Origin of the sequence: Vibrio sp. 1727 (assembly GCF_033344415.1) — a bacterium.
Classification (GTDB): Bacteria; Pseudomonadota; Gammaproteobacteria; order Enterobacterales; family Vibrionaceae; genus Vibrio; species Vibrio alginolyticus.
In genome coordinates this window covers 190,185-216,430 of record NZ_JAWPOT010000001.1, presented here as the reverse complement: position 1 = coordinate 216,430, position 26,246 = coordinate 190,185, and the positions used below count along the sequence as shown (strand labels likewise).

At 38.8% G+C, this 26,246-nt stretch carries 23 protein-coding genes and 1 pseudogene; 11 read left to right on the top strand and 13 right to left on the bottom strand.

Going from position 1 to position 26,246, the window contains the following annotated elements; translation table 11 throughout:
- Positions 1 to 24: 24 nt before the first annotated feature.
- From R8O10_RS01005 to R8O10_RS00955, 11 genes and pseudogenes are all read right to left on the bottom strand, one after another.
- The gene (locus tag R8O10_RS01005) at positions 25 to 1,104 is read right to left on the bottom strand and encodes a glycosyltransferase (protein WP_262636028.1); all 1,080 of its coding nucleotides are present in this window, start codon (positions 1,102 to 1,104) and stop codon (positions 25 to 27) included.
- On the bottom strand, positions 1,101 to 2,210 hold the full coding sequence (locus R8O10_RS01000) for a hypothetical protein (RefSeq protein WP_318146050.1): 1,110 nt from the start codon (positions 2,208 to 2,210) through the stop codon (positions 1,101 to 1,103). The genes R8O10_RS01005 and R8O10_RS01000 overlap by 4 nt, the downstream gene beginning before the upstream one ends.
- Positions 2,207 to 3,274 carry a glycosyltransferase family 4 protein gene (locus R8O10_RS00995; protein WP_318146051.1) on the bottom strand — a complete coding sequence of 356 codons (1,068 nt, stop codon included), beginning with the start codon at positions 3,272 to 3,274 and terminating at the stop codon, positions 2,207 to 2,209. The genes R8O10_RS01000 and R8O10_RS00995 overlap by 4 nt, the downstream gene beginning before the upstream one ends.
- Complete coding sequence (locus R8O10_RS00990) at positions 3,271 to 4,389, bottom strand: CDP-glycerol glycerophosphotransferase family protein (protein WP_318146052.1); 1,119 nt, start codon at positions 4,387 to 4,389, stop codon at positions 3,271 to 3,273. The genes R8O10_RS00995 and R8O10_RS00990 overlap by 4 nt, the downstream gene beginning before the upstream one ends.
- A 1-nt stretch (position 4,390) precedes the next feature.
- A complete protein-coding gene (locus R8O10_RS00985; RefSeq protein WP_318146053.1) occupies positions 4,391 to 5,599 on the bottom strand; it encodes an oligosaccharide flippase family protein in 1,209 nt (402 codons plus the stop codon).
- A complete protein-coding gene (locus tag R8O10_RS00980) occupies positions 5,589 to 6,623 on the bottom strand; it encodes a glycosyltransferase (RefSeq protein WP_262636033.1) in 1,035 nt (344 codons plus the stop codon). The genes R8O10_RS00985 and R8O10_RS00980 overlap by 11 nt, the downstream gene beginning before the upstream one ends.
- Before the next feature lie 20 nt (positions 6,624 to 6,643).
- Complete coding sequence (locus R8O10_RS00975; RefSeq protein ID WP_182019182.1) at positions 6,644 to 7,057, bottom strand: adenylyltransferase/cytidyltransferase family protein; 414 nt, start codon at positions 7,055 to 7,057, stop codon at positions 6,644 to 6,646.
- Positions 7,058 to 8,581, bottom strand: a complete 1,524-nt coding sequence (locus tag R8O10_RS00970) for an asparagine synthetase B family protein (RefSeq protein ID WP_318146054.1) — start codon at positions 8,579 to 8,581, stop codon at positions 7,058 to 7,060.
- A gap of 57 nt (positions 8,582 to 8,638) precedes the next feature.
- On the bottom strand, positions 8,639 to 9,625 hold the full coding sequence (locus R8O10_RS00965; RefSeq protein ID WP_262636035.1) for a Wzz/FepE/Etk N-terminal domain-containing protein: 987 nt from the start codon (positions 9,623 to 9,625) through the stop codon (positions 8,639 to 8,641).
- 296 nt (positions 9,626 to 9,921) lie between these two features.
- Positions 9,922 to 12,402 (bottom strand): annotated as a pseudogene (locus tag R8O10_RS00960) (SLBB domain-containing protein); the annotation flags it as partial.
- Positions 12,403 to 12,755: 353 nt separating this feature from the next.
- Complete coding sequence (locus R8O10_RS00955; protein ID WP_411913236.1) at positions 12,756 to 13,322, bottom strand: porin family protein; 567 nt, start codon at positions 13,320 to 13,322, stop codon at positions 12,756 to 12,758.
- Positions 13,323 to 13,672: 350 nt separating this feature from the next.
- Here R8O10_RS00955 and R8O10_RS00950 point away from each other — a divergent pair, with 350 nt between their 5' ends.
- The 9 genes from R8O10_RS00950 (at position 13,673) to waaA (ending at position 22,815) form a co-directional block, all read left to right on the top strand.
- Positions 13,673 to 13,894, top strand: coding sequence for a hypothetical protein (locus R8O10_RS00950; RefSeq protein WP_005535462.1), 222 nt, complete (start codon positions 13,673 to 13,675; stop codon positions 13,892 to 13,894).
- 68 nt (positions 13,895 to 13,962) lie between these two features.
- Positions 13,963 to 14,643, top strand: a complete 681-nt coding sequence (locus tag R8O10_RS00945; RefSeq protein WP_318146057.1) for a YjbF family lipoprotein — start codon at positions 13,963 to 13,965, stop codon at positions 14,641 to 14,643.
- Positions 14,640 to 15,398 (top strand): YjbG polysaccharide synthesis-related protein, encoded by a 759-nt coding sequence (locus tag R8O10_RS00940; RefSeq protein ID WP_318146058.1) that lies wholly within the window; start codon positions 14,640 to 14,642, stop codon positions 15,396 to 15,398. Before R8O10_RS00945 ends, R8O10_RS00940 begins: the two co-directional genes overlap by 4 nt.
- Positions 15,395 to 17,587 (top strand): YjbH domain-containing protein, encoded by a 2,193-nt coding sequence (locus tag R8O10_RS00935; RefSeq protein WP_318146059.1) that lies wholly within the window; start codon positions 15,395 to 15,397, stop codon positions 17,585 to 17,587. The genes R8O10_RS00940 and R8O10_RS00935 overlap by 4 nt, the downstream gene beginning before the upstream one ends.
- A gap of 148 nt (positions 17,588 to 17,735) precedes the next feature.
- Positions 17,736 to 18,677 carry an ADP-glyceromanno-heptose 6-epimerase gene (gene rfaD / locus R8O10_RS00930; protein ID WP_318146060.1) on the top strand — a complete coding sequence of 314 codons (942 nt, stop codon included), beginning with the start codon at positions 17,736 to 17,738 and terminating at the stop codon, positions 18,675 to 18,677.
- A gap of 127 nt (positions 18,678 to 18,804) precedes the next feature.
- Positions 18,805 to 19,791, top strand: a complete 987-nt coding sequence (gene lpxM / locus R8O10_RS00925) for a lauroyl-Kdo(2)-lipid IV(A) myristoyltransferase (protein WP_318146061.1) — start codon at positions 18,805 to 18,807, stop codon at positions 19,789 to 19,791.
- Entirely contained in the window at positions 19,788 to 20,510 is a 723-nt protein-coding gene (locus R8O10_RS00920) for a glycosyltransferase family 25 protein (protein ID WP_053307407.1), read from the top strand. The genes lpxM and R8O10_RS00920 overlap by 4 nt, the downstream gene beginning before the upstream one ends.
- Positions 20,507 to 21,562 (top strand): lipopolysaccharide heptosyltransferase II, encoded by a 1,056-nt coding sequence (gene waaF, locus R8O10_RS00915; RefSeq protein ID WP_025768326.1) that lies wholly within the window; start codon positions 20,507 to 20,509, stop codon positions 21,560 to 21,562. The genes R8O10_RS00920 and waaF overlap by 4 nt, the downstream gene beginning before the upstream one ends.
- Positions 21,556 to 22,815, top strand: a complete 1,260-nt coding sequence (gene waaA / locus R8O10_RS00910; protein WP_318146062.1) for a lipid IV(A) 3-deoxy-D-manno-octulosonic acid transferase — start codon at positions 21,556 to 21,558, stop codon at positions 22,813 to 22,815. Before waaF ends, waaA begins: the two co-directional genes overlap by 7 nt.
- A 57-nt stretch (positions 22,816 to 22,872) precedes the next feature.
- On the opposite strand, the gene R8O10_RS00905 is transcribed toward waaA, so the two are convergent.
- Entirely contained in the window at positions 22,873 to 23,295 is a 423-nt protein-coding gene (locus R8O10_RS00905) for an adenylyltransferase/cytidyltransferase family protein (RefSeq protein ID WP_318146063.1), read from the bottom strand.
- Positions 23,292 to 24,809: an asparagine synthetase B family protein gene (locus R8O10_RS00900; protein WP_318146064.1), complete on the bottom strand. Its 1,518-nt coding sequence runs from the start codon at positions 24,807 to 24,809 to the stop codon at positions 23,292 to 23,294. Before R8O10_RS00900 ends, R8O10_RS00905 begins: the two co-directional genes overlap by 4 nt.
- 171 nt (positions 24,810 to 24,980) lie before the next feature.
- Between R8O10_RS00900 and R8O10_RS00895 the strand changes: the two genes are divergently transcribed.
- Together R8O10_RS00895 and R8O10_RS00890 are read left to right on the top strand one after the other, a co-directional pair.
- On the top strand, positions 24,981 to 25,550 hold the full coding sequence (locus R8O10_RS00895; RefSeq protein WP_318146065.1) for a hypothetical protein: 570 nt from the start codon (positions 24,981 to 24,983) through the stop codon (positions 25,548 to 25,550).
- Positions 25,551 to 25,567: 17 nt separating this feature from the next.
- Entirely contained in the window at positions 25,568 to 26,230 is a 663-nt protein-coding gene (locus tag R8O10_RS00890) for a CDP-glycerol glycerophosphotransferase family protein (RefSeq protein ID WP_318146066.1), read from the top strand.
- The last annotated feature ends 16 nt before the right edge of the window (positions 26,231 to 26,246 follow it).

Below are 26,246 nucleotides of genomic sequence, written 5' to 3'. Positions count from 1 at the left end.
CAGTTAAGGTCTGAAGTAGTAAACCTATGACGAATAAAGTTTTAACCAATTTTGAGTTACATTATCAATAGAAAATGTGTTAACAATATGTTGTTTTGCTGCAAGCAACTTCTTGCTTCGTACATCTGAAGGCAAACGAGCTAACTCGTTCATCGATTTAGCTAACATTTCTGAATCTTTAGGTTGAACTAACACCCCATGCCCAGCTACTACCTCCTTTACTCCTCCACAATCTGTTGCTACAACTAGTTTTTCGTTCACCATAGCTTCCGCTACAACTAATCCAAAACCTTCCCACTCAGAAGACAAAACGAAAATATCAGCAGATGATAACAACGCAGGAACGTCATTTCTCATCCCTAAAAAGAGCACTCGGCTGGATAATCCAAGCTCGCTGGTTAAGTCACGTAGCTTCTTCTCTAACTCCCCACTACCAACAACAATAAGAGCAGAGTTTTTGTCAGAAACTAGATTGAAAGCCTGAAGTAAATTGACCTGATCCTTCGCCTCTGTTAGCCGAGCGACATTTATATACACGGTCTGATTTGCAGAAAGCCCTAACTCTTTACGAGTTTCCTCCCTATCTGAGTCACTAGATTCAAATCGATTAATATCAATCCCATTATATACTAGTTGAGCTCTTTCTTTACTTATCATTTTCTTAGATATGTAAAGCTCTAAAGCTTCCTGACTCACATTTGTGGTGATATCTGAAAGACGATCTGTGAGACGATACAAGAACTCCGTCAACTTTCCTCCTTCATAAGTATTGTGAGCTGTACAAACGAGTTTTTTAATAGGAGAAATAATGCGAACTAGGCGAGTTAAGATATTAGCATGATACATATGAGCATGAACAATATCTGGAGAAATTTCGCCAATCAACTTTCTTAGTTTTAGAGAAGAAGTTAAAACAGAAAATATATTTTTTTTCATCCCTAAAGAAATAACTCGAACTTTAGTGTCAGGTAAAACCTTAGCCTCATCAATTAAAGTTATTATTGTTACCTTATGACCAAGTTTACTTAAAGAGTTTGCCAAGTTACATACCTGAACCTCGGCTCCTCCCATCCCCAAACCGGTGAGAACAAAAACTATTTTCATTTTAAAGAACTCTTTAATTTATGATTATTTAAACAATATAAAATACAAACAAAACAAGGAAAGAAGATTGATGTTAAGGAAGAAACTTTGAGTAGTGTTAAAGCGATAAGCACCTTACTTCTCAAATTAAATTGAAGCTTAACAAACAATACAAAAGTAACAGAAAGTGCGATAAGCCCAATTGGCATACCAAATAGTACAATAAGATTAATTGGTAATGTCATATCATAAAGGGCTTCATAATAAAGTGGAGCGTCACCCGTTTTGCCAACAAAACCAAAACCAATCAAACTAATAACATTGCTGTAGATTATATCCTTTAGAATTGTAACTTTGACGTTATTACTACCATCACCTCCGCTTAAAAATAAATCTAGTCGACTTTGCAATATATCAAAAACAAAGTAAAAAGACGTTATTAGCAAGAGCAATCCAATTATAATCGACACATATGACCTAAAGTTGAAACATGTAACAACGATGAAAATCAAAGCAGCAATGATGCCAAAAACTGACATACTCAGAAACAAGCTAGATAAGCCCAACATGGCAACCGAATCCACCTTGTTCCTACAAATGTAGTACAGAGTCAACATACCAAGCATAAATCCTGAATGGATAGCAGGCTCAGTTGTTAAACCTACAGGTCTATATATATGCCCACTACCCGATCTGGCAGGTACCCCCCCTAAAAGAGTGCTCAAATCAAAGTTAAAGTGGAAAACATAAAAGGAAACAAATTGGGTGTATACAAAAAATACTGATATTAAAATAATAATCTTTAACGAACGTTCTAAAGAATCTTTAGGTTGATGTTTTATATAAGCATATAGGTTAAATGCTATAAAAACCCAAAAAGAACTTCGCATAGCATTCAACCACAATATTCCTGTATATTCACCATAAATAGAATTTAGTTTTGTCGTAAAGAGTATCACCAAAAATATACCGACAAACAAAAAATTCAATCTAATATTAATTCTCATTCTCAATAAAATAGAGAGAAGAAATATTGATAAAAAGCCGATTATTTGGGTGCCATAAACCGTCACTGGGGAATTTAAAGCTGTTACAGAAAAAAGGATATAAAAAAATACAATAATCATAAGATAGAAAGCCAGCTTTCTCGAATTTTATCTATATAAAAATCACGACTTTTTTCTTGAGCATTTTTAGAGAAATAATCATATTCATCATTTGACATGTTTAAAAACGTGGTCAGAACAGAAGCCAAATCTTCAATGGACTCACAAGGAACTAACTTTCCGTTTCTATCTTCGATAATCATGTCCGAAGGACCGGCATCGCAATCAAAGCTCGCCACAGGCAGCCCATGGCTAAGCGCTTCAAGAATAACCATCCCAAACCCTTCAAATCGAGAAGATAAGCAAAAAAATGAAGCAGAACGATACTCGACATCAATATTTTTAGTTGCCGGCAAAAAGTGTACCGATGAGTTAAGGTTTAACTCATCAGACAACTTAACTAAGCTTGCGCGGTCTTCTCCATCTCCAACGATTTTTAAAGACCAATCTTGTTTATCAACCAAGCCCCATGCCTTGAGAAGTAAATCGAAGCCTTTTTGGTAAGTTAATCGACCAACGGCCAATATTGTCTTATGCTCTAGAGAGGGGGTTTTATTATAAGTGTCACCTAGAGGAATTTGTTGCAATGGATTAGGAATTGTACAAATTTTTGCCTTCCCAAAAGTATTTTTCTTCCAATAGCCTTCGTCTTTTTTTGTAAGCGTTACAATATGATCGCAGAACAACGCAGCGATATAACGAGAGATTCGCCTTGTAAAAAGGTTAAAGTTGACATAAAAATTAAAATGCTCCCAAGATATATGTTTAACATTCAATCCAACTAAAGAAGGAACGCTGTAAAACGATAACATCGTATCAACATCGATAAAAACATCAAACCCTTCAGATTTAACGATTCTCCGTACAGACTGAATAATAGAAAAATGTCTATTAATACCTTTATCTATCGCTAACGGAAGTATAGGCGCATTTAAAGAAAAATATGGTTCATTAGTTCCATCTAGGCTTATAACCTTTACATCTAGGCCAATATCTATCAAAGAATTAGCAATTAAAGATGCAACTCTCTCAGTACCTCCAGCAGCACTAACTCCGCCTACAAAAAAACAAATCTTTTTTTTCATTCTAATTTACCTAATATAAATTCAGCTATCGAATTTGAATTTTCTCCATGTTTATCTACAATAGAAACATGAGAGGTAAGTTTAGTATTTTCATGCTTCCCTATATTAGTAATAAATTTCTCTAACTCCTCAACATTTGTCACTGTGTAATAATTAGATATAACATCATCGAATTTAAAATATAGTTCTCTACTATACGTATCGCATGAAAACTTATCGATACAAATAGGTCTATTTAACAAAGCATAATCGAAAACTATCGAAGAGTAGTCACTAATTAGAGCAGAAGATGAGCTTAAAAACTTATACAATTTGTCACCAGATATTCGAACATCTGTTGACTTTAAAACCTCAATATTAGAAAGAACTGGAAAATCAGCTAAATTAAGCGTATCGAAAGGGTGAAGCTTAATATATAGTTTTATATCAAATCTGCTAAGTTCCCTATTTAACCTATCAGCTTTCTTGAAATCAAGAAAGGAAACCTTATTTAACTCATTAATACCATCATTAACTCTGTTGTCGTACATGCTTTTCTTAAAAGTAGGCATCCACACTACATAACGTTCCGTTTTATTTTCAACGTTATAAAAAAGCCAATCATTTCTCGGCTGACCTAAACGAACGATGTTATCTCTTTCAACGTTCATTGAACTCGAAAAGAACCTGTCAAAATATTCACTAGAGATCATAAAATAATCATCTTTATATATTTTCTGTTCCGAGCTAACATCAAGCCCAATTTTTTTTATTGGTAGTCCATGCCAAAGGTTGACACTAATTGGGAGCTTCTTAGGATAAAGTTTTCTTGATGCCCAACCATGTGAGTGAATAACTGCCTTACATATAACATTATAATATTCTAACTTTAATTTGCTTGAAATTATCTTACATCTTTTTTCATTTTTAATATCTAATGGTATCTTGCTTTTTTCAGCCCCTTTTTCTACATACCAGACAAATACATAATTGCTATATCTTACATCAGATAATATATATTGATAAAGGGCGTAAGGGTTATCAGATGGAAGTTTCCCGCTGTTAAATAATATTATATTTCTCTTGGGTGCAAGATGTGAAATCATAGATAAAAGTATATGAAAAAAATTCTTCAACTTATCTTTCCCTTAATTTGTAAAATGAGAAAATACGAATTAACATGACAATAAATTCCACAGAAAGTACAGAGCAAACTACGTTTAAAGCATTAAGGTTACCGGTTAAGAACAAGTATATTAACACTACAACATGGATTCCCCCTCCAACCATTACAGATTTATTTGCAACATCTAATCTATCAATTAATGAAAAAGCAGGGTAACCCCAAAATGAACCAACAAAATTAACCATTCCTGCAATTATGAAGATTCTTAATATTGAGTTGGCAGCTAAAAACTCGTGCCCAAATAAAAATAAAATTATGTAGTTAGAATAATAAAGAGCTAATAAACCAACAAAAATAACTAATGAAAGTACTGAAAAAAACATTTTTAAGAATAGTTTTCTGTCTTTCGTTTTAGATAAATGTGGGAATATCGCTTGAGTGATCGGCATCGAACAACTCTGCCCAGCCTGATATATTTTTTCAGAAGATGAGTAATATCCAGCCTGTAGATATCCCGCCTGACTACCAATAATAAATGTGTTGAAGCTAGTGTATAGAGCAACAAATGCTCTAGAAATAAAAAATTCAGAAGCTTCTTTTAATACATTCTCTTTCCAGCCTTTAATATGAAAATGATAACCATTTTTAAAATACCAAAACCATAAGACTGTAGAACTTACACCAAAGCTAATAGAATATAAAAACACAACTAAGCTTTTACTACTATCATCAACAAGCAACATCACAGAAATTAAATAAAAAACCTTGCCAAAAACTGTAGCTAAAGTTAGTATTTTTAACTTCTCAATTCCCTGATAGAACCAATTTAATTGAATTGATTGAAAAAAAACGCCCAGAAGTACATATAAGTATACATCTAGATCGACTTCAATAACATTAGTAAATAAACATAGAACTGCTAAAGCAAACCCACATAGTAAGTATATAAAAAGCTTTGCCAAAATAACATTTGACACGTACATGGATATATAATTTTTATCTGACTGTCGCTTCGCAATTTTATAAGGGGATACAATATTAAAACCATAATCAGTAAAGATTAGAAATATTGCCATTATCGAAAAGATTAAAGCTAACTCGCCAAAACCTTCAGGCCCAAATGTCCTTGTAAGAAAAGGAAGAACTAACAAAGGCGATAAATAGTTTGCCAACTGAACGAATACTAACGCAATCGTATTTGAATAGACCCTAGACTTCATTTAGCAAAAACTCGTTGTATTTTTCTCTACTGGACTCAATTTGATAAAACCCACTTAACTTTTTTGCACTTTCACTGTATTCCCTTAAATTATCAATAAACAATGCTAAGTTTTTAGAGCCATCAGTTATATTATTTTCAGTTAATATACCATTAGATGTTATTAGCTCTGGACATCCACCAACATTGCTAAGAAGCAGTGGAATACCTGCAGCTCCAGCCTCTAAGACGCTCATAGGCAAACCTTCACTATCAGATAATAGTATTAGACCATCAAAAAGTTCAAAATCAGAAAAACCACTAATTGCCCCATGAAAGATAATGTTCTTACAAGCGCATTTTTTCAGGGAGTCATACTGCGGACCATCACCAACAATGTGATACATGACATTGTCTACATTATTTTTCTTAATACAATCAATAAGTAGATCCACTCTTTTAGGATAAGCTAGCCTTGCTAAGAAAAGAAGGTTGACTTTATTTTTGTCAATACCATATTTATTGATAGTATTCTTAACTATTGGTTTTGGTACTTTATTAGGAATACAAACCATAGTATTACTACTTATTCCAATTTTATTCAAAGCAAGCTGATAGTCATTATTTGAAACACAAATGATATTTCCGGTCAATTTTGACATTAGCCTTTCTATCAATGTGAATAATACTTTAAATGCACCTCCATTGTATAAACACGACCATCCATGAGATATATAGACAACCTTTTTCCTTGATAAATAAGCAGCTAAGCGCCCATAAAGACCAGCATTTGCAGAACTAGTAATAATAATATCTGGGGATGTTTCTCTTATAACCTTTCTTATTTTCAATATTGAGGAAATCATACTGTATGAATTGATTTCTTTTATTAAAAATCGGTCATCAAAGCAGCTTTGTTCACACAACCAACCATTTTCAGACGTCAACAAAAGGTGAGAATGCTCCGGGTAAAGCTCCGCTAAGTTCTTTACCCAAGTTTGAGCCCCCCCGACTTCAGACTTTGTAATGATATGTAGAAACTTCATAATTCATCAATCAACGCAAATTAGCTTCTCAAATTAATCAATGTATTATTTATTAAAGTGCTAGATGTTCCCTTGGTGTAAGGAAAATAAATTACTTTACATCCTACTCTATCTAACTCTTCTTCATGTTCTTTCCATTTTTCTGTTTCATACCAATCATCACCAACAAATAGGTAACTAGCATGATTTTTTTTCGCAGCCGCAGCCTTATCCATATTATTCTGCGGAATTGCCACATCAACATACTTACACGCTCGAACAACTTCGATTCGTTCATGAAATGGAATTACAGGCTGCTTACCTTTATACGCAACCAATTCATCGACTGTTACACCAACAATTAACTTGTCACACATTGATTTCGCATTTCTCAAAATATTAACATGACCCACATGAAATAAGTCATATACACCACTCGTATAGCCAATAATCATTTACTGCAGTACCTTTAAATTTTCTTTAAACCAAAGTTCATAAGAACTTAAATTGTTTTCATTTTCAAATATCTTTGTTAAATCAACTGGAAAACCTACTTTCTTTTCGTAAGCAAACTCTCTTCCCATGTAAGAACTTAAAACTTCCCTGAGTGGTACTTTACCTAACTCATTCCCCATAAGATTTTCAGGAGAAATTTTTACAGCTTTTACAAACGTATGCATATTGGCAATCGGCTCTCTTCCTTCAACCCCGGCAGCCATTAGAGAAAAGTCTAATCTTCTAAAAAGAACTGGCATGTGGTAACGGATAAAGAACCAGCGAACCATTTCAAAAACACTATTCAGCTCAAGTTCTTCAAATAAAGCCTCAAACTTGTTGTATAGTTTGCTATTTTTTTGTGGAGGGATATAACAATATTTATTTAAAAACTCATCTAAATCAAACTTCTCTTGATTTTGCGCCCATTTAAATATGCGGTCATAACCTGCAAAAAACTCGTCGGCACCCTCTCCCGATAGTAGAACCTTAATTCCATCATTCGCAGCTTTCTTTGATATAAGGTATAACAATACCTCATTGGGAACCGACATTGGTTCACCTCTCAATTCAATGAGGTAATCAAAAGCCGCCTTGTATTCATCTGGTGTGCAAGTTATAGTTTTAATTTTTTTTGTTTTTTCTTTTTTAATATATTCTATATCTTCATCACCCTCAAAACCAATACTATAAAAGTTTTGAAATTTTGTTTCTCCTAATTTTCTAAGTATGTTGCTATCGACACCTCTGCTTAAAAGAAGCGCAACGGGAACATCAGAAATTAATCTAGTTTCTAGTCCCTTTAGTAAAGAAGATTTAATTTCTTCAATAGAAATATGCTCGTATTCTTTTTCAATATAATCTAGACAATCAAAATACTTTCCATTTATATAGCAACTACCAGGTTCAACCGAATAAATGTCATTAAAATAAGACCCTGAAAATATTGGTGCTCTCGTAGCATAGTACTCTTCAATAGAGTCCTCATTGACATCGGAGCCAAATAAATCTTTCAGCAAAGCGGGCTCAGAACAAAACGAAATGCTATCATTATCACGATAGAAAAATAAAGGCTTTACTCCAAATGGGTCTCTTACTGCATGTTTGAGTTCACCAAATTTATCTATATATACAAAGGCAAAAAAACCGTCAAGTTCATTAAGTTCAAGCTTATTACTTACAATCAACTCTCTTAATAACTTGGTATCACTAGTGAATTTCTTTTTGAAGTGTTTAATTCCAAGCTCTTTAAAATTAAGAATTTCTCCATTAAAGACTAGCATACCACCTAACCGATCATACATAGGCTGGTTAGTGCCTGTTTCAGGGTCAATTATAGACAAACGAGCGTGGTATGCTTTCCACCCGCCGTGTTCTAGTAATCCAGAAGAACAGTCAGGACCTCTAAACCTTAATTTATTTTCAATATGACTTTCGTCAGCTTTCCCAACAGAAATATTGTTAGTAATAAAAAAACCACACATAAAATTAAACTCAACACTTATAAATATATTGATAAAGTTGAAACAAACACTTCAACACTAAATATCGCTTTTATTCTTTCCCTTTATAGACAAGAAAGAGAACAGGACAAACAATACTCCCAGTAAAAGTCCAACAAAGCTGAATACAATACAAATTAGTGCTCGTTTGGGACTATCCTTTACCTCTGGCACCACTGCAGGGTCAACAACCTTAAAAACAAACTCGTCTTGTACCTCAGCTAACATTAAACTTTTGGTCTGCTCTTCTATTAATTTGTAGAACGTACTTTGCATGTCAGCTACAGCTGTTTTTTGTAGCTGATTGTTTAAGTAAGTTAGGTTTTGAGAAGTTTCAGCAATCGTACGCTCACGCATTACCTTATTTATATCTTTAACCAGCCAATTGACCCATTGCTGTGCAACATAAGGCGAATAATGTTTTACTGATATTGTATATAAGCCGCTGTCCTTATCTTGGTTAACATTTAGAATTTCTTTTCTAAATACCTCAAATGCCTCTTGTGAAGTTGGTTTTGCGCCCCTTAACCCATCAGGCTTTCGTAACCACTTACCAGTACTTGAGTCATAAAGGTCATCATCAAGAATGAGTTTATTGTTCACCAAATCCCAATCTTTTGCTGCCATCACAGGGATGAGCAAATCGTGCTTACTGATAAATGTTTCAATAAACTGACGAGATTTCATTACTTGCACTGCTAAATCAGTTTGAGAAGTATCACTTCCACCAAGGTTTACCCCCGCTAATGCAGCCAAACCACCAAGTTGGCCAGCCATCTTTGACAAACCACCACCATTCGAGCTTTCAGCTGGTGCTAATAGTGCATCTGCTTTATAGATATTTGGAAGATTCAATGCGTAAAGAACCGAACCAACAGCAAATAAAAATGTTGTTACGATTATGATCCACTTGCCTTTCCATAAGGCTTTTAAAAATTCGCGTAGGTCGATTTCGTCACCTATTAGTTGCTGGGGATGTGGTGGGTAAGGTAAGTAATGTTGTGGATGTTCTTTGTGTGGTTCCATTGTTCTTTGATCCTAAGCCCTGGAGTTCGATTTATTGAATCCAGAGATTGGTGAAATTTGATAGAGCGATTTTTCTTTTCAAAATTAAGTCCCGTGGTGACTAGATTCTCAATCTTGCTTTGATTCACTACGACTAGTTACATCAATGTAAAACCAAAAGATTGCACCAAATAGTCTTTACCGTGGGAGATTGTGAGCGTTCATATAGCAGAGCTTGAGTGAACTCAACTGTCACATAAGCTCTGCTATTATTGAATTTACAATTCTCGTCAAGCTATCTCTATTAACTTGTCGTGTTATTTCAACGCATTAATCGCAACACCAGTTTGATACAAGATTTGCGTTGCTGCAGTCCATGTGCTTAATGCATCACGATAATCGGTATCAATTGGCACAACGATAGTATCGCCAGCTTTTAATCCCTCTTGATTATTCCCAAACCAATAACCAGAAGAAGGCTTGTAAACAGACCCGTCTGCACGCACAACAAAAATACGATCTTCGTCTGCTTGCTTTTTAGCACCACCCGCTTTGTTTAGGTAATCGTCCACATCGAGTTTGTTGTCTAACAAGTAAGTAATTGGAACCTGAACTTCGCCCATGATTGATACCGTATTTCGGAAGGTAGGAACAAAGAGGAAGTCTCCATCCTCGAGCATAAAGTCTGCTGAACGTTCGCCATCAAGAATACGGTTGAGCTGTACGACCATACGACCCAGAGCCTTACTTTTGCTTGCTTCTTCAACAAAAGTTAGGGTTTTCTGAGGGTCGGTAATTACTGAGCCAATATTGCTGTCAGCCCTGAATGTTTTCTTCGCAGTTTCTGCACGCATATCTGCCGCATATTGGTTCAGTAGCTTTTGCTCTTGTAGACGTAAAGCTTCACGAGTAAATATTGCACCTTGAGGGTGTGCAAATTCGGTCAATCCTCCTGCACGCTCCAAAAGCTCACTCAATGTCTCCCCCTGACGGGTCGTGTAAGTTCCTGGGAAGCGAACTTCACCTTGTAAAGTGACTGTGCTTTGTAGCTTCACATTTGGCTTTTCGAGGATGTTCAAACGATCTCGACCTACGATAATTGCATCGTCTGAAGCATTGCCTTGGATTGCTTTACGCAAATCAATACGTTCAACATCAATGTATGCACGTTCATCTGCACTGTTAATCGCGGTTCGTGCTAGTTCTGCATTGATTGTGAATGCGTTGTAAGTCAAACCACCAGCAGCTTCAATCAGCGTTGATACCGTCATTCTTGGTGTAATTGGGTACCGACCTGGGTGCTTCACTTCACCAAATACTTCAGCAATTTGAGGGGCTAAACCTAAACGAGACTGTTGTTGGAGCTGCAGCAATACGGGTGCAAGTAAAGTGCGACGAGTATTCTGCTTCAGCTTTTCAAAGTCTTCCTCTGTAATCTCTTTACCGCGGAAAATGATTTTTCTTTCTTCTTTTTCTTGCTGGTTCCAGCCAACATGATTCTGTTGGTTATTAAAATTAGTTTGTTGCTGATTATTGCTAGTCATCGCATTGTTGCCTGCGATTACCGAACCTGCTGGGTTATTAACCATTGCAACCGACGAGCTCATCTGTTGCTGTTCTTTCTGTTGCTCCATCTCCGCTTGTTTTTGGGCTTGCTCGAGTGTTTTCGCTTTTGTAATTTCTTCATCGTTAGCGAGTGTATCTAAATCTTCGTTATTGAAACGGTTGAAGACTAGAACTCGGTCACGAGAACGCAGAGACATATTGTCTTTGCTGTTAGGAGATAAAATCGCATTCGCGAGATTGATCTGAAATACTTCGATATCACGTTGAGTATTTACTTCTCGAACAACAACGGCGTAGTTAACATCAGCAGTCGCATTGAATGCGGAGTCAACAGATTTAAACAAATCAGCGATACGTAGATTTTGATGCCACTCTACATACCCAGGGTGTCTGACATCCCCTTCAATTTGAACATATCGAGTAAGCTCTTCGCTTTTTTTCAAGACTTTAATAGCATCGCCATTTTTTACTTTGCTTTGCTTATCTTGACTCTTACTAAAATCGAGAGTGACCGCTTCACGAGTCCCATGCGTTGCATAACGTTTGATTTCTAACTGTTCTTTATACGCATTGGCAGTAAAACCACCTGCTATTTGAATAAGTTGTTGGTAAGTTTCACCCGGCTTAACCTCGTAGATTGCAGGACGGTTAATCTCGCCTTCTATAGACACAGTCTCTTTAACAGAGCCGATTAAAACAACATCATCTGGAAGTAAGCGCACATCATCACTCGCATCACCTTTTAGTAACAGATCATACATGTCCAACTTACGAATAATTTCTCCGTCACGCTTAAGTTGAATATCTCGTAGTGCCCCACTTTCACCAAAGCCACCGCTATAGTAGATAGCCTGTGATATTGTTGTTAATGCGCTAACCGTGTACGCTCCTGGCTTATATGCGTCACCCATGACAAATACTTGCATAGTACGTAGTTCACCTAATGAGATATCACTACGAACACCTATCATTTGCTCTTTTACACGTTGCGTTAGAGAGTCTCTAACATCGGAAAAGTGCATACCTGCAACATTTATCGGACCAAGAGAAGGAAAGTTGATTGTTCCTGCGCGATTTACACGTAAGCGATGTGTTTCGTTCTCCTTACCAAACAACTGCACAATGATTTCATCACCAGCACCCACAGTGTAATTCGCTGGAACTGGAACATCACTGATCGGAGCAAAGGTACTTGGAGATCCGGCAAAGAGTTCAAGGCCAAAGCGTCGTAATTCATCATCCTCTTTCTTGGCATCCCATATTTTTTCTAGTTCAGTAGAACTAGCCCCACTTAGTTGAAGCCGAGGTTGTATGACTTGCGGATTTGAGTATGACGTAGACTGAGAGGATGAACCTGAAGGAATACTAAAGCCATACTTACTCGCCAGTGCTTGCTGCTGGTCTGCCGGTAAGTTCTGAAACATCTTTATTTGTTCTGGAGTAGGTGTTTGCGCAGTCGAATAAGACGCAAACATGCTTGCCAAGACACAAACGGCAATGGAGAGATATCCTTTAAACATGATATGCCACTATAATAATTGAATAAAAGGCCCTAGCGCTCAAATTTGAGTTCTAGGTATTTAAATTAGAATCTATGTTGGAAACCCAGTGTAATCGAGTTAAGGCGAACTTGGTCTTCTGAAACGTTATCAACGAACTCAAACACAACTGCGCTTTGCTTGTTCAAAGCGTAATGCATACCTAACCCAAAACTGAATCCTTGTTCTTTGTAAGAGCCTACATTTTTCAGGTCAAGTTGAACGCTCGAGTACCCTGCTAAACCGTAAAGTGCAACTCGCTCTGAAACAGGCATGTTTAGCTTCAAGAAACCACTCATCGCACTATCAACGGCAAGTCCACTATCACGTTGAACTGATGTTCCATAGCGTCCTTCTAAACCAATATAATCGTTAAAGAAGTACCCCGCTTGTGCACTTAGAAGAAAAGGGCTTCCCTCTTTCACGGACTCAGAAAGTGAGCTTTTCAATTCGGCATTTGAGTAACTTACTAAAGCACCTGCGTAAAAATCTGCAGATGCTGAAAAAGAACTCAGGCTTAAGCCCAGTACACTAAGTATTCCTAAACAATGCTGTTTTCTTATCACGTAAAAGTTCCTAGTACTGGTAATAATGAGTGCTACGGACTTCAACATACACCTCGAAGACTCATTAATTATTGATTTTTTGGCACGCTACCGCCCGGCGGCGTTGAGCGTTAGCCACTGTATCGCTTTCTCTACATTAAAACGCCCAGCTCCCTCCAAACACTTTAGTTATACTGAGATAAGCAGGCCGCCAAATTATGCACGCTTGATGTTTTATCAGCAAGTAAGGGAATAAGATAACCGCGCTATGTCACGTTGGTGTTAGAAATGAGATCGAAAGCCATAGCAAAATAAGAAACTATTTACATGCTAAGGTTTTTTTATCTAAAATGTACTTTGGAGCATTTTTTATGCTACCAAACATCGATGTTTTTATACCGGATATACAAGGATTAATAATGAAGAATACAGCTCTAGCTATTCTTATGGCTCTAAGCGCGTCAACTGCATTTGCAGCAGAAGAAGCAGGTTCAGCAGGAGCAGCTTCTGCATCTGCAACAGGCACAACAGCTGTAGCAGTAGGTGCAGCAGCAGCAGTAACTGTAGTAGCAGTTGCAGCGTCAGATAGCGATTCAACATCTACTTCTACTTCTACTTCTACTTCTACTTCGACTAACTAATTTCGTTTTGTAGATAGAAGATAATCGCCCTGAATGATTCAGGGCGATTTTATTTTCAAGAGGGATCAATGAACATCTTCAGAACGTCCAAATGGACACAACCACTCCTCACTCTTCCGCTACTAGGTTTACTCTTTGGCTGCACACAGAAATTCAATGATGTTTCAGCAACCGTCCAAGAAGCCTACGGTAACTACATTGATATCGAGATGACACCAGAAGAAATCAATGCTATTCCATATGCCAGTGCCTATTTGAAACTTGGAAATCAAAAACAGGTGTTTGTTGTTTTAGCTTTTGCGGAACAAAACCAACTCAGCGGCAAAAAACAACTGAAATGGGTAAGCGCCGATAAAGCGATGATCGTTACAGAGAATGGGCACATCGTCAAAACGATTGGTCTACAGAGTGGGGACTTAGCAGGTGTTTACGGTGACGTTCCAGATTTTTCTTTAGACTCAACCTCTGTCAACTACACACTTTCATACGATTGGGCAACACAATACCGTTATGGCTTTCCTGCAAATATAACGCGTTCTTACTCAGGCCAAGAAACGTTAACAACACCTATTTCTAGCACTATGACCAACGTATATAAAGAAGTTGTTGAGTTTAGCAGCCTTTCTCAATCGGTCGAAAACTACTATTGGGTCAATGAACAGGGTCAGGTCGTTAAAACCTTACAACACCTAGGGCCAAATATGATTCCGGTTGAGTTAACCATTTTGAAGGGATATAGCAAATCATGAGCAAGCAACTACTCACATTATTCGTTTTGGTCATGCCGCTTTTGAGCATGCCTAGCTTCGCTCAAACAGAAACCTCTGCTATGCAACCATTAAATGTTGAATTGCTAGAAGCAGGCAAACGGCTACAATTTCAAGGGCCGGCTCGTTTAGAAAATGTGTTAGCACTTGCTAGGGAGCAAAGCGTCTCTCTGCAATATTCTCTTGGTACCACTTTGTTTGATAAATCGGAACACGCCGAGAAAACCTCTACCGCTTTAAAGAGCTCGGTGCTCAATCAAATGATTCAACACAATTTGGTCGCACATCCATTCTACAAGTTCATTCAGAAGCAAAGCTTTGCACCACGCTTACTGTCTGCGATCGATGTTGATAAAATTCGACTAAATAAATTCGACAATCCGCTTTTGCGCGGCAATTACCTGCTCGCAAGCCCTCTACGCGAAGAAAAAGTGTATTACCTGGGAAACCTAAATAGCGTGTATTCCATTAAGGAGCAAGCAGGCATCCCTTTGCAGAGACAGTTAGAGAATTTGAAAAGTAACATTGGTACGTTATCAACACCGCCAGTGTTGATCTACCCAGATGGTCACGTAGTTAAGCCGCATCACGGAGCTTGGTTAACAACACAATATTACTTACCACCTCTGACATTGGTATATATTCCGTTTGGTGGACTTGAATACTCCGAAATGGACCAAGACATTGTCCGCCTACTCACTCAACTGATACCAAATTCCACAAAGAGACCGCAATGATGCCAATTAGAAAAAGCTTAACCCTTTCTTTAATGGGTCCAGCATTGGTTTGGGCTCAAGAAATACCCTTTGAGGCTCCCACTTTACAGCCTTCTCAGTCTGACTTTGGTGGTGTTGGCTTAATGCAGATGCCAACCGGACGTATGGCCCCTGAAGGGGAATTCAACTTTTCTGTCACTGGAAGTGATGAATACCTTTTTTATAATGCAACATTACAAGTTATGCCTTGGTTGGAGACGACTATTCGTTATACGAGAGTAGCCTCAATACCCTACGACCCAACTTTTCCTAATGTTGATAATGAGTACACCGATAAAGGTATAGACTTCAAAGTTCGATTGCTAAAAGAGTCTCAGTATATTCCTGAGCTCTCTCTCGGTGTCCGAGACTTTGCTGGTACTGGTCTTTTTGATGCTGAGTTTCTGGCGGCGACAAAACGATATTCTAATTCGAAATTAGGTACTTTTGATTTTACTTTAGGTATGGGCTGGGGCTACCTAGGCACTAGAGATACGGTCACAAACCCTTTTTGTAAAGCATCAGACAAATTCTGCGATAGACCTTCAGAATTTCTATCTACAGGCGGAACAACTAACTTCGATAGAGCCTTTAAAGGCCCTGCTGCCCTTTTTGGTGGTATTGAATATCAAACTCTTCATAAACCTCTTCGCTTCAAGCTTGAATACGACGGTAACGATTACAGCACAGACTACCCTGTAATTCAGGCTGGTGTAGATATGTCTCCCCACACGCCATGGAACTTTGGTGTGCTTTACCGTTTAGGAATGGCCGATTTTCGTTTAAGTTATGAACGCGGCGACACGTTGGTCGCGGGCTTAACGCTAAACACTAATTTCAATGACATGCCATCATTCTGGCGAGACACGCCAACACCAGAAATCGAAGATAACCAACCTGAAGAATTGTCTGATATTGATTGGAAACGTGTAACAGAAGATTTAGATAAAATTGCTGGTTACCAAAACACGCGTATTTATGTTGATGATAAAACAGTAACTGTCGTTGGTGAGCAGAAGAAATATCGTGATCGTAACGAGGCACACGAAAAAGCGGCGGCTGTACTTCATAATGAAATGCCTGACGATATTGATACCTATGCGATCAATGAACGTAGCCGAGGCTTAGTCGGCGAACAAACGATTATTTCCAAAGAGAAATATCGCGACTTTGCCCAAGTTAATTACATCAATCCGAAAATAGAAGATGCAACCTCAAGGGCTACTACTAAGCCAATGGGAGAATCTGTCTACGATGGTTTTGAACGTTTTGATTGGGGCTTTGCACCTAAACTAGTTCAAACTCTCGGAAACGCTGAAGATTTCTATCTCTTTAGTGTAGGGCTAAGCGGTAATGCCTCATATTGGCTGACGGACAACCTTGAAATTGGCGGTTCGTTATACTGGGATTGGTATAACAACTACGATAAGTTTATTTATGTCACTCCACCTGATGGCACTACTGTTCCTCGTGTTCGCACCATGTTCCGCGCTTACCAAAATGAACATGCTGTAACCATGTCAAACTTACAATTGACTTGGTTCCAAGAGTATTCCGATACGATGGATCAGCAATTCTACGCGGGCTATCTGGAGAGTATGTTTGCTGGAGTCGGTACCGAGTTTCTTTACCGTCCACAAGGAGCTAACTGGGCGATTGGCGCTGACGTCAACGTAATTTCTCAACGTGATCCACAAAGTTACTTCGGTGTTTACGATGAGAAATGGCAAAACGTGCCAGAATATGGACGTCCGTTCCAAGTTATTGATAAAGGCTTCACTGGTTTTGTATCTGGTTACTACTACCCTCAATGGGAATTCCTACAAGATTTGATGATCCAAGTCGATGTTGGTCAGTTCCTAGCTGGTGATGTTGGTACACAAATCAATGTTTCTAAGCAGTTCAAGAGTGGCGTAATTGCTGGTGCCTTTGCGTCATTTACAGACTTGTCTGCGGATGAATTTGGTGAAGGTAGCTTTACCAAAGGTTTCTACTTGTCGATCCCATTTGACATCATGACCGTTAAGCCAAGCAACAATCGTGCGAACTTTAGTTGGCAGCCTCTTACTCGTGACGGAGGACAGAAACTCGGACGTAAATACAGCTTGATTGAGTTGACCGACGAGCGAAATCCTTGGTATCAAAGGCCTAACCGTTCGGATGTGGAATAATAAAGTAATCAAGGGAGCTGCGGCTCCCTTTTTCATATCTAGATACTGAGTCATAGAAGACTAAAACCTATCTTCCTGCTTCCAATAGCGCTACTTTTCGTTTCTTGCTAGAATTCCAGAGAAAATTTTAATCTATGGTGGAAGTTCTATGATCATCGTAACTGGTGGCGCTGGCATGATCGGCAGCAACATTGTTAAAGCACTAAACGAAGCTGGTATTAACGATATCCTGGTTGTCGACAACCTAAAAAATGGAAAAAAATTTAAGAACTTAGTTGATCTGGACATCACAGATTACATGGATCGTGACGACTTTCTGACCCAAATTATGGCGGGCGATGATTTTGGTCCGATTGAGGCAATTTTCCACGAAGGTGCTTGCTCTGCAACGACTGAGTGGGATGGTAAGTACATGATGCTAAACAACTACGAGTACTCTAAAGAGCTGCTTCATTACTGTTTAGATCGCGAGATTCCATTCCTATACGCTTCTTCAGCAGCCACTTACGGCGATACAGATACTTTCGTTGAAGAACGCGAATACGAAGGCGCACTGAATGTATACGGTTACTCGAAACAGCAGTTTGATAACTACGTTCGTCGCCTATGGCAAGACGCTGAAGAACATGGTGATACCCTTTCTCAAATCACCGGCTTCCGCTACTTCAACGTATATGGCCCACGTGAAGACCACAAAGGTAGCATGGCATCAGTTGCGTTCCACCTAAACAACCAACTTAACGCAGGTGAAAATCCTAAATTGTTCGCGGGCAGCGAATCATTCAAACGCGACTTTGTTTACGTTGGTGATGTCTGTAAAGTAAACCTGTGGTTCTTAGAAAACGGCGTATCAGGCATTTTTAACTGTGGTACTGGCCGTGCTGAATCTTTTGAAGAGGTAGCAAAAGCAGTTATCAAGCATCATGGCAAAGGCCAAATTGAAACCATCCCATTCCCTGAGCACCTAAAAGGCGCTTACCAAGAATTCACACAAGCGGATCTGACCAAACTGCGCACCGCAGGCTGTGATGTTGAATTCAAGACAGTTGCAGAAGGCGTTGCCGAATACTTGACTATCCAAAACAGTTAAGCACCACAAGGTGGTAGAACCATAACCTGCCACCTTTACTCAAATGCAATAGCCTGTATCATTCCTAACTATCTTTTTTCTCATTTAAACCACTTCGCCCGTACACGAATAGGTAACTAGACACGCCATGACCATAAAACGTGATGACTTCGACCCTAAAGCATATAACCCTGAGTTTAAGCGCCACTTTCTGTCGCCTAAGTACTGGGGCACGTGGTTAGGTGTTATCTTATTTTTACCTTTATCATTAATGCCACTGGGTTTACAAAAGTGGTTGGCGAAAACCATAGCCAAAAAACTGTCGAAATCCCACAAGGGGCCAGCTCACCGAGCGAGGGTTAACTTTGAGCTGTGTTTTCCGGAAAAGTCGTTCCAAGAACGTGAAGCTTTGATAGAAAAAACACTCTACACAGCAGCCATGTTCTTTTTTCGCTTCGGGTTACTAAGTTTACGCTCACCAAAATGGCTTCAGAACCGTTGCCAAATTCGCGGCCTAGACATTTTACGACAGCACATTGATAACAACGAAAATGTGATTTTAATGGTTCCCCACTCTTGGGCAATTGATGTGCCTGCTATCTTGCTCGCGTCAATGGGAATGCCAGTTTCTGCAATGGCGAAGAAACAAAAGAATGATGTTGCTGACTGGCTAATGCACAAGCAAAGAGTCCAATACGGTGGCCGTGTTTATGAACGCTCAGGTGGCATTAAGCCTTTCCTGAAATCCATTCGAGATGGCTATGTAGGGTATTACCTACCCGATCAAGATCACGGCCCAGAGCATAGTGTGTTTGTGGATTTTTTTGCAACACGTAAAGCAACGCTACCTGGTTTAGGCAAAATTGCGAAACTATCACGCTCAAAAGTACTGCCTCTATTTGCGTCGATGAACACTGAAGATGGTACGTTTGATATTGAGATTTTACCAGCGTTTGAGCTGGATAAAGGCGAAGAGCAAGACGCTCGTACCTGTAATGAAGCCATTGAATATTTTGTCGGTGATAAACCCGAACAATATATGTGGGTACTACAGTTGCTGCACTCTCAAGAAGACGGCAATAACTATTACAATTTGTTTAAACCAAGATATCACAGCGACTGGAAAGTGCAGTGAAAGTATTTGTCGTAAGCTTGGCTCGATCGCTAGATCGCCGAGAACGTATTGAAGAAAAGTTAAAACAACAAGGCATTACGTTTGAATTTTTTGATGCAATAGATGGCTCTGTTGACCGTTTTCTTCATTCAGAAAAAAGTCGTCCTACCATTACTCTACGCCGCAAAGGGTATCAATTAAAAACCAGTGAAGTCGCCTGTTTTGCAAGCCATTACGAGTTGTGGGTTCGCTGTGTTGAGCTTGATGAACCGATCGTCATCTTAGAAGACAACGTCGACCCCGTCGAAGGGCTGAAGCAAGTACTCGAACATACCCTTCCATTGACTTCTAATTATGACTACATCAAGTTGTCTGCCACTCAGAAGCGTGTATTCACCCCAATCGTACCTATTGATGATAATCATATGCTAGGGGGATACTCAGCAGGCACTTGTGGTACCACCGCTTATATCGTCACACCTAAAGCAGCCTCAAAGTTTGTTATGCATGCTCAAGAGTTTATTGAACCAGTCGATGACTACATGGAAAAACCATGGAGACATGGTGTTCAAGTTTACAGCGTGTCTCCAGATCTCTTTACTAGAGCAGAGATTGCTTCGACGATTGGTGGTAAAAGAAAAGATAAATCCAAAATGACTCTTGCGAATAAAATATACGCTGAACTTTTTAGAACTTATGAGTCAATTTTGAAATTCCTATACTGGAAAAACAAAGCATGAAGATTTTAGTCATTGGCCCTGCATGGGTCGGCGATATGGTAATGTCGCAATCGTTATATATCGTATTAAAGCAACGCCATCCAGATAGCCAAATTGACGTTATCGCTCCAGGATGGTGTAAACCGATTCTTGAGCGTATGCCAGAAATCCATCAAGCGATTGAAATGCCTATCGGTCATGGTGAGTTTAACTTATTAGGCCGCAGGGAAATTGGCAAATCATTACGTGAAAAGCAATATGACCACGCCTATATCTTGCCTAAATCAGCGAAATCAGCACTGATCCCATGGTTTGCCAACATTCCTCTTCGTACTGGCTGGAAGGGAGAAATGCGCTATGGTTTATTGAATGACTTACGCCCTAACATGAAGTCTTTTCAGTATATGGTAGAGCGTTATGTAGCGTTAGCTTATCCAAAAGCAGAAATGGTGGATTCTAACTCTCTTGGCGGGCTTGAAACCTTACCTCGCCCTCGCCTTGCAATCAACGCGGCAGAGCAACAAGCCACGATCAAAAAGTTCAACTTAGCCCAAGACCAACCAATTATCGGACTGTGCCCAGGAGCAGAGTTTGGTCCCGCAAAAAAATGGCCCGAAACACACTACGCTGAAGTTGCGACACAAATGGCTCGATCTGGGCATCAAATCTGGTTGTTTGGTTCTCAAAAAGACTTAGAGACTTGTAACAATATTCGCGCACTTGTTCCGACGCAATTCCATGAGCACATTCATGTTCTGGCAGGCCAAACCAGCTTAATTGAAGCAGTCGACTTACTTGCTGCATGTAAGACTGTTGTCGCGAATGACTCAGGCTTAATGCATGTGGCAGCTGCGGTTGGTTGTAATGTTGTTGCCGTGTATGGCTCAACTTCACCGAAGTACACCCCCCCACTCGCAGAAAAAGTGGAGATTGTTCATACCGATATTGATTGTCGCCCTTGTTTCCAGCGTGAATGTCAATACAAACACCTTAAGTGTTTGACAGAACTTTCGCCTAAGCAAGTGCTAGATAGTATCCAAAAACTTGACGCCATTACGATAAGCTCATGTTAGTTCGTATTGTTTATACCTTACTACTCGCCCTAGCGTCACCGCTGCTTTTATTTGGTTTGTACAAGAGCAAACCAAATAAGCCTAAGTTCGGCTCTCGTTGGAAAGAGCACTTTGGCATAACCCCCAAGCTAAAAAGCAACGACAAACCTATTTGGATACATGCCGTATCTGTTGGTGAAAGTATAGCAGCAACACCTTTAATCAAAGCCCTTAAGGAACAAAACCCCGAACAATCTATTCTAGTTACAACAACAACAAGTACCGGAGCTGAACAGATTGCTAAGTTGGGTGATTTAATTGAACACCGCTATATGCCAATTGACTTTGGGTTCGCTATCAAAGGTTTTCTTAAAGCAGTGCAACCAAAACAGATGTTGATCATTGAGACTGAGTTGTGGCCAAACACGCTTCACAATGTTCACAAAGCGGGTATCCCTATAACTGTCGTGAATGCGCGCCTATCTGAAAAATCGTGTCAGAACTACGCCAAAATACAGCGGCTTTTTAACCAGCTTCATCCATGCCTAACTCAAGTACTCTGCCAAACGGATTCAGATGCAGAGCGCTTCGAACGCTTAGGCGTTGAGAAAAAGAAACTATCCGTTACTGGCTCGATTAAGTTCGATATTCAAATATCAGAGCAAGTGAAACAGCAAGGACAGCAGCTTCGAGCCCAACTTGGAAACGATCGTCCGATTTGGATTGCAGCTAGCACCCACAAAGGCGAGGACGAACAGGTATTAGATGCACATAGACAAGTTTTAAAATCTCATCCAAATGCTTTACTCGTTTTGGTTCCTCGCCATCCAGAACGATTTGATGATGTATTCACGCTTTGCCAACAGCAAGGCTTTAACACTGTGCGTCGCACTTCAACGCATGCAGTAGAGACGAATACTCAAGTATATCTCGGCGATACTATGGGTGAGATGCTAACGTTGATGGGCGCAGCGGACATCTGCTTTATGGGTGGAAGCCTAATTGGAGATAAGGTTGGTGGGCACAATGTGCTAGAGCCTGCCATGTTAGAAAAAGTCATAATCACTGGCCCTAGCTATTTCAACTTTAAGGAGATTGTATCTGACTTATTGGATATAGATGGGATATTACTAGCCAGTGATACAACCGACTTGGCTAAGCATCTAACATCCCTTCTTTCACAACCATCCTTAAGTGAACTCTATGAGATAAAGGCCTGTCACTATGCAAAAAGAAACCAAGGTGCTTTAAAAAGAACTACCGATAAACTATGAATCCGAACTTTAAAAGCCAAAATTGAATTTTTGGCTTTTAAAAATTAGAAATAACTACTACTTTCGTTCACTACGAAGCGAAGTTAGGGTCTCATTGATTAGGGTGCTAGAGGTTCCTTCAGTGTAAGGGAAATAAATAACCTTACAACCTACAGCAGCTAAATCTTTCTCGTGTTCCTGCCATTTAGAAGTTTCATACCAATCATCTCCTACGAATAGATAACTCGCATGATTCTTTCTCGCTGCAGAGGCTTTATCCATATCTTTTTGAGGTATAGCTACATCAACATACTTGCAAGAACGTACAACCTCTATCCGATCATGGTATGGTATTACTGGTTGCTTACCTTTATATGCGACCAACTCATCAATCGTAACTCCTACCACTAACTTGTCGCACATGGCTTTTGCGTTACGTAATAAATTCACGTGGCCAACATGAAATAGATCATATACGCCACTTGTATAACCGATAATCATTTCATCAATACCTTTAAATTTTCTTCAAACCACAATTCATAAGAAGATAATAAGTTCGGGTTGTCAAAAACCTTTGTAAGATCAACAGGAAAGCCAACTTTTCTCTCATACGCAAAGCTTTTTCCTTTAAGTGGAGCAATTAACTCACGTAGAGGTAGCTTCCCCAGTGAACCATTCATTAGTCTACCAGCACTGAATTTGATTGCGGCTTCGAATACATGATAATTGGCAATAGGATCTCGCCCTTCAATTCCAGCAGCCATTAAAGCAAAATCTAACCGCCTAAACAAAACTGGCATATGATACTTAATAAAAAAGTATCGTACTTTTTCAAAAGGAGTTAAATGCTCCAATCTGGCAAATAATTCAGAGAACTCTCGATAAGTCGTAGTGTCTTGTCTTGGGACCTTATAGCAGTAAAACTCTAAAAATGTATCGAGTGAAAAACTCTCACATTCCGCAGCCCAATTAAATATACGGTCATACCCACCAAAGAATTCATCCGCACCTTCGCCCGAAAGAAGCACCTTAACTCCATCCTGAGCAGCAATTTGGGAGATACGATACAGAAGAACCTCATTAGGCACAGACATTGGTTCACCTCTTAGAGCAATTAACTCGTCAAAACAGCGTTTGTACTCATTTGCTCCACATTCATGAACGGTTAGGTTAGGAATATTTTGCTCTTGAAGAAAAGTGATATCATCATCACCTTTAAAACCAATAGTGTATAGTTTCTCAATATCAGTTAGTTGATGAATCAAATTACTGTCAATGCCTCTACTCATTAGAAGGCCAACCTTAGCATCTGAAACTAATCGACTATTGATGCCATCTCTAACTGCTTTTTCTAATTGCTCTTGCGATACATCTTCATATTGTTGAAAGAAGTTTAAGCTTTCAAAATAGCACCCATTGACAAAGCATGAACCAGGCTCAACAGTTGATACTTCTTTGAAATATGAGCCACTAAAAATGGGCGCACGAGCTGCATGATACTCTTCAATAGCTAGAGGGTTCACAGGTAAGTCAAAAAGCGCCTTCAATACATTAGGCTCAGAAGAAAATGAAATACCGTGTGGAGATTGATGATAAAATAGAGGCTTAACACCAAACTTATCCCGACACGCATGCTGCAGCTTTCCGTCTGCACTTACGTAAACGAATGCGAAAAATCCGTCCAACTCGTTCTCAATAAGATGCCCAGAGATAATAAGGTCGCTTAAGAGTGTAGTATCGCTCGTGTACTCTTTTTCAAAGTACTTTTGACCGAGCTCCTTGTAGTTAAGGATCTCACCATTAAATACTAGTATACCTCCTCGAGCATCAATAACAGGTTGATTACTACCCGAGCCTAGTTCGATAATAGAAAGCCGAGAGTGATAGGCTTTCCACCCTCCATACTCGACTAACCCAGAAGAACAATCTGGCCCTCTAAATCGCAAGCATTCTTCAATGATTTTGCTGTGCTCTTGGATCACTCGTGGATCATTAGAAATAAAAATACCGCACATACTCTGCCTTACTTCAAATTGAGGTAGCTTTGACTGTACCAAGATGTCATCATATCGCCTAAGAGCTGTCATCTTAGTTTAAGCCCAATAATCAACCTAGCAGTTTACACTAGAACAATGTTTGGTTATAGGGGAGTCAAAACTGAAGTCGTATGTAAAAGGTTTATGGCCATGCCATTAAAGAAGTCGATCAAGACATTGAGACAAACTGTAAAGTATCAACTAAACATACTCGCCGATGAGCGACGTTTAAAAAAACTAAAAAAGAAAAATAAAATAAGAGTAGCCTTCTTTGTTCTTCATCATAGTGTATGGAAATGTGACGCAGTCTTCAGAGCAATGATGGAAGATGACTTTTTCGAACCCTTTATTTTTGTCTGTCCTTACACAGGAAAGGATGATGTATCTTGTATACAAGATGTACAAAAAAATGTTAATTTCTTCCAAAATAAAGGCTACCCAACTGTCAGCTCTTATAATAAAAATAAATCTACGTGGATTGACATTGACACTCTTGATATTGATATCATTTTTTTCACAAACCCACATAAAATAACAAAGAAAGATTATTACTCTAAAGCTTATAGTAAGTATTTATCTATTTATATCCCATATTCTCATCAAATATCAAAATACAACAATTATAAAGAACAATATAACCAACAATTTCATAATATGATGTGGAAAATATTCGCCCCACATTTTGATGAGGTGGATATTTTTAAAAAAATTCCGACTTAAAAGGTAGAAACATCTTAGTGACCGGCTATCCTGCAACAGAGCCACTAATCAATAATGAGCTTGTTGCGAATTCACCATGGAAGAAACAGGACTCTAATAAGCTACGAGTTATTTTTGCTCCTCATCATACAATAGATACACCAGAGCTTCCTTACAGCACCTTCTTAAGCTTTTCTCAACAAATACAATCACTTTCAGAAAAGTACAAAAAAAACATTCAGTGGGCGTTTAAACCTCATCCGATGCTAAAAGAAAAGCTATACAAACACAAAGATTGGGGAAAAGAAAAAACGGACACATATTATAGGTTTTGGGAGCAATCTAGCTTTAGTCAACTAGAAGAAGAAGATTACTATGATCTATTTAAAACTTCAGATGCTATGATTCATGATAGTGGCTCCTTTCTTGCGGAATATTTGTATTTAAACAAACCTGTAATGTATCTAGCATTAAGTGATGATGTACGAAATTACCAAAATCCATTTGGTAATAAAGCATACGATAGTTGCACTAAAGGAAAATCGTATTCGGACATTGAGAACTTTCTTATAGATTTAATCCATCACAAAGCACCAGTAGATCGAACATTCTTTGATAATGAATTAGCAATACACTTTAGAGAATTAACGCCAACAATGCGTATAATGAATCACTTAAAAGAAGAGTTAAAAAATAGCTAACCAATATAGGGCTACC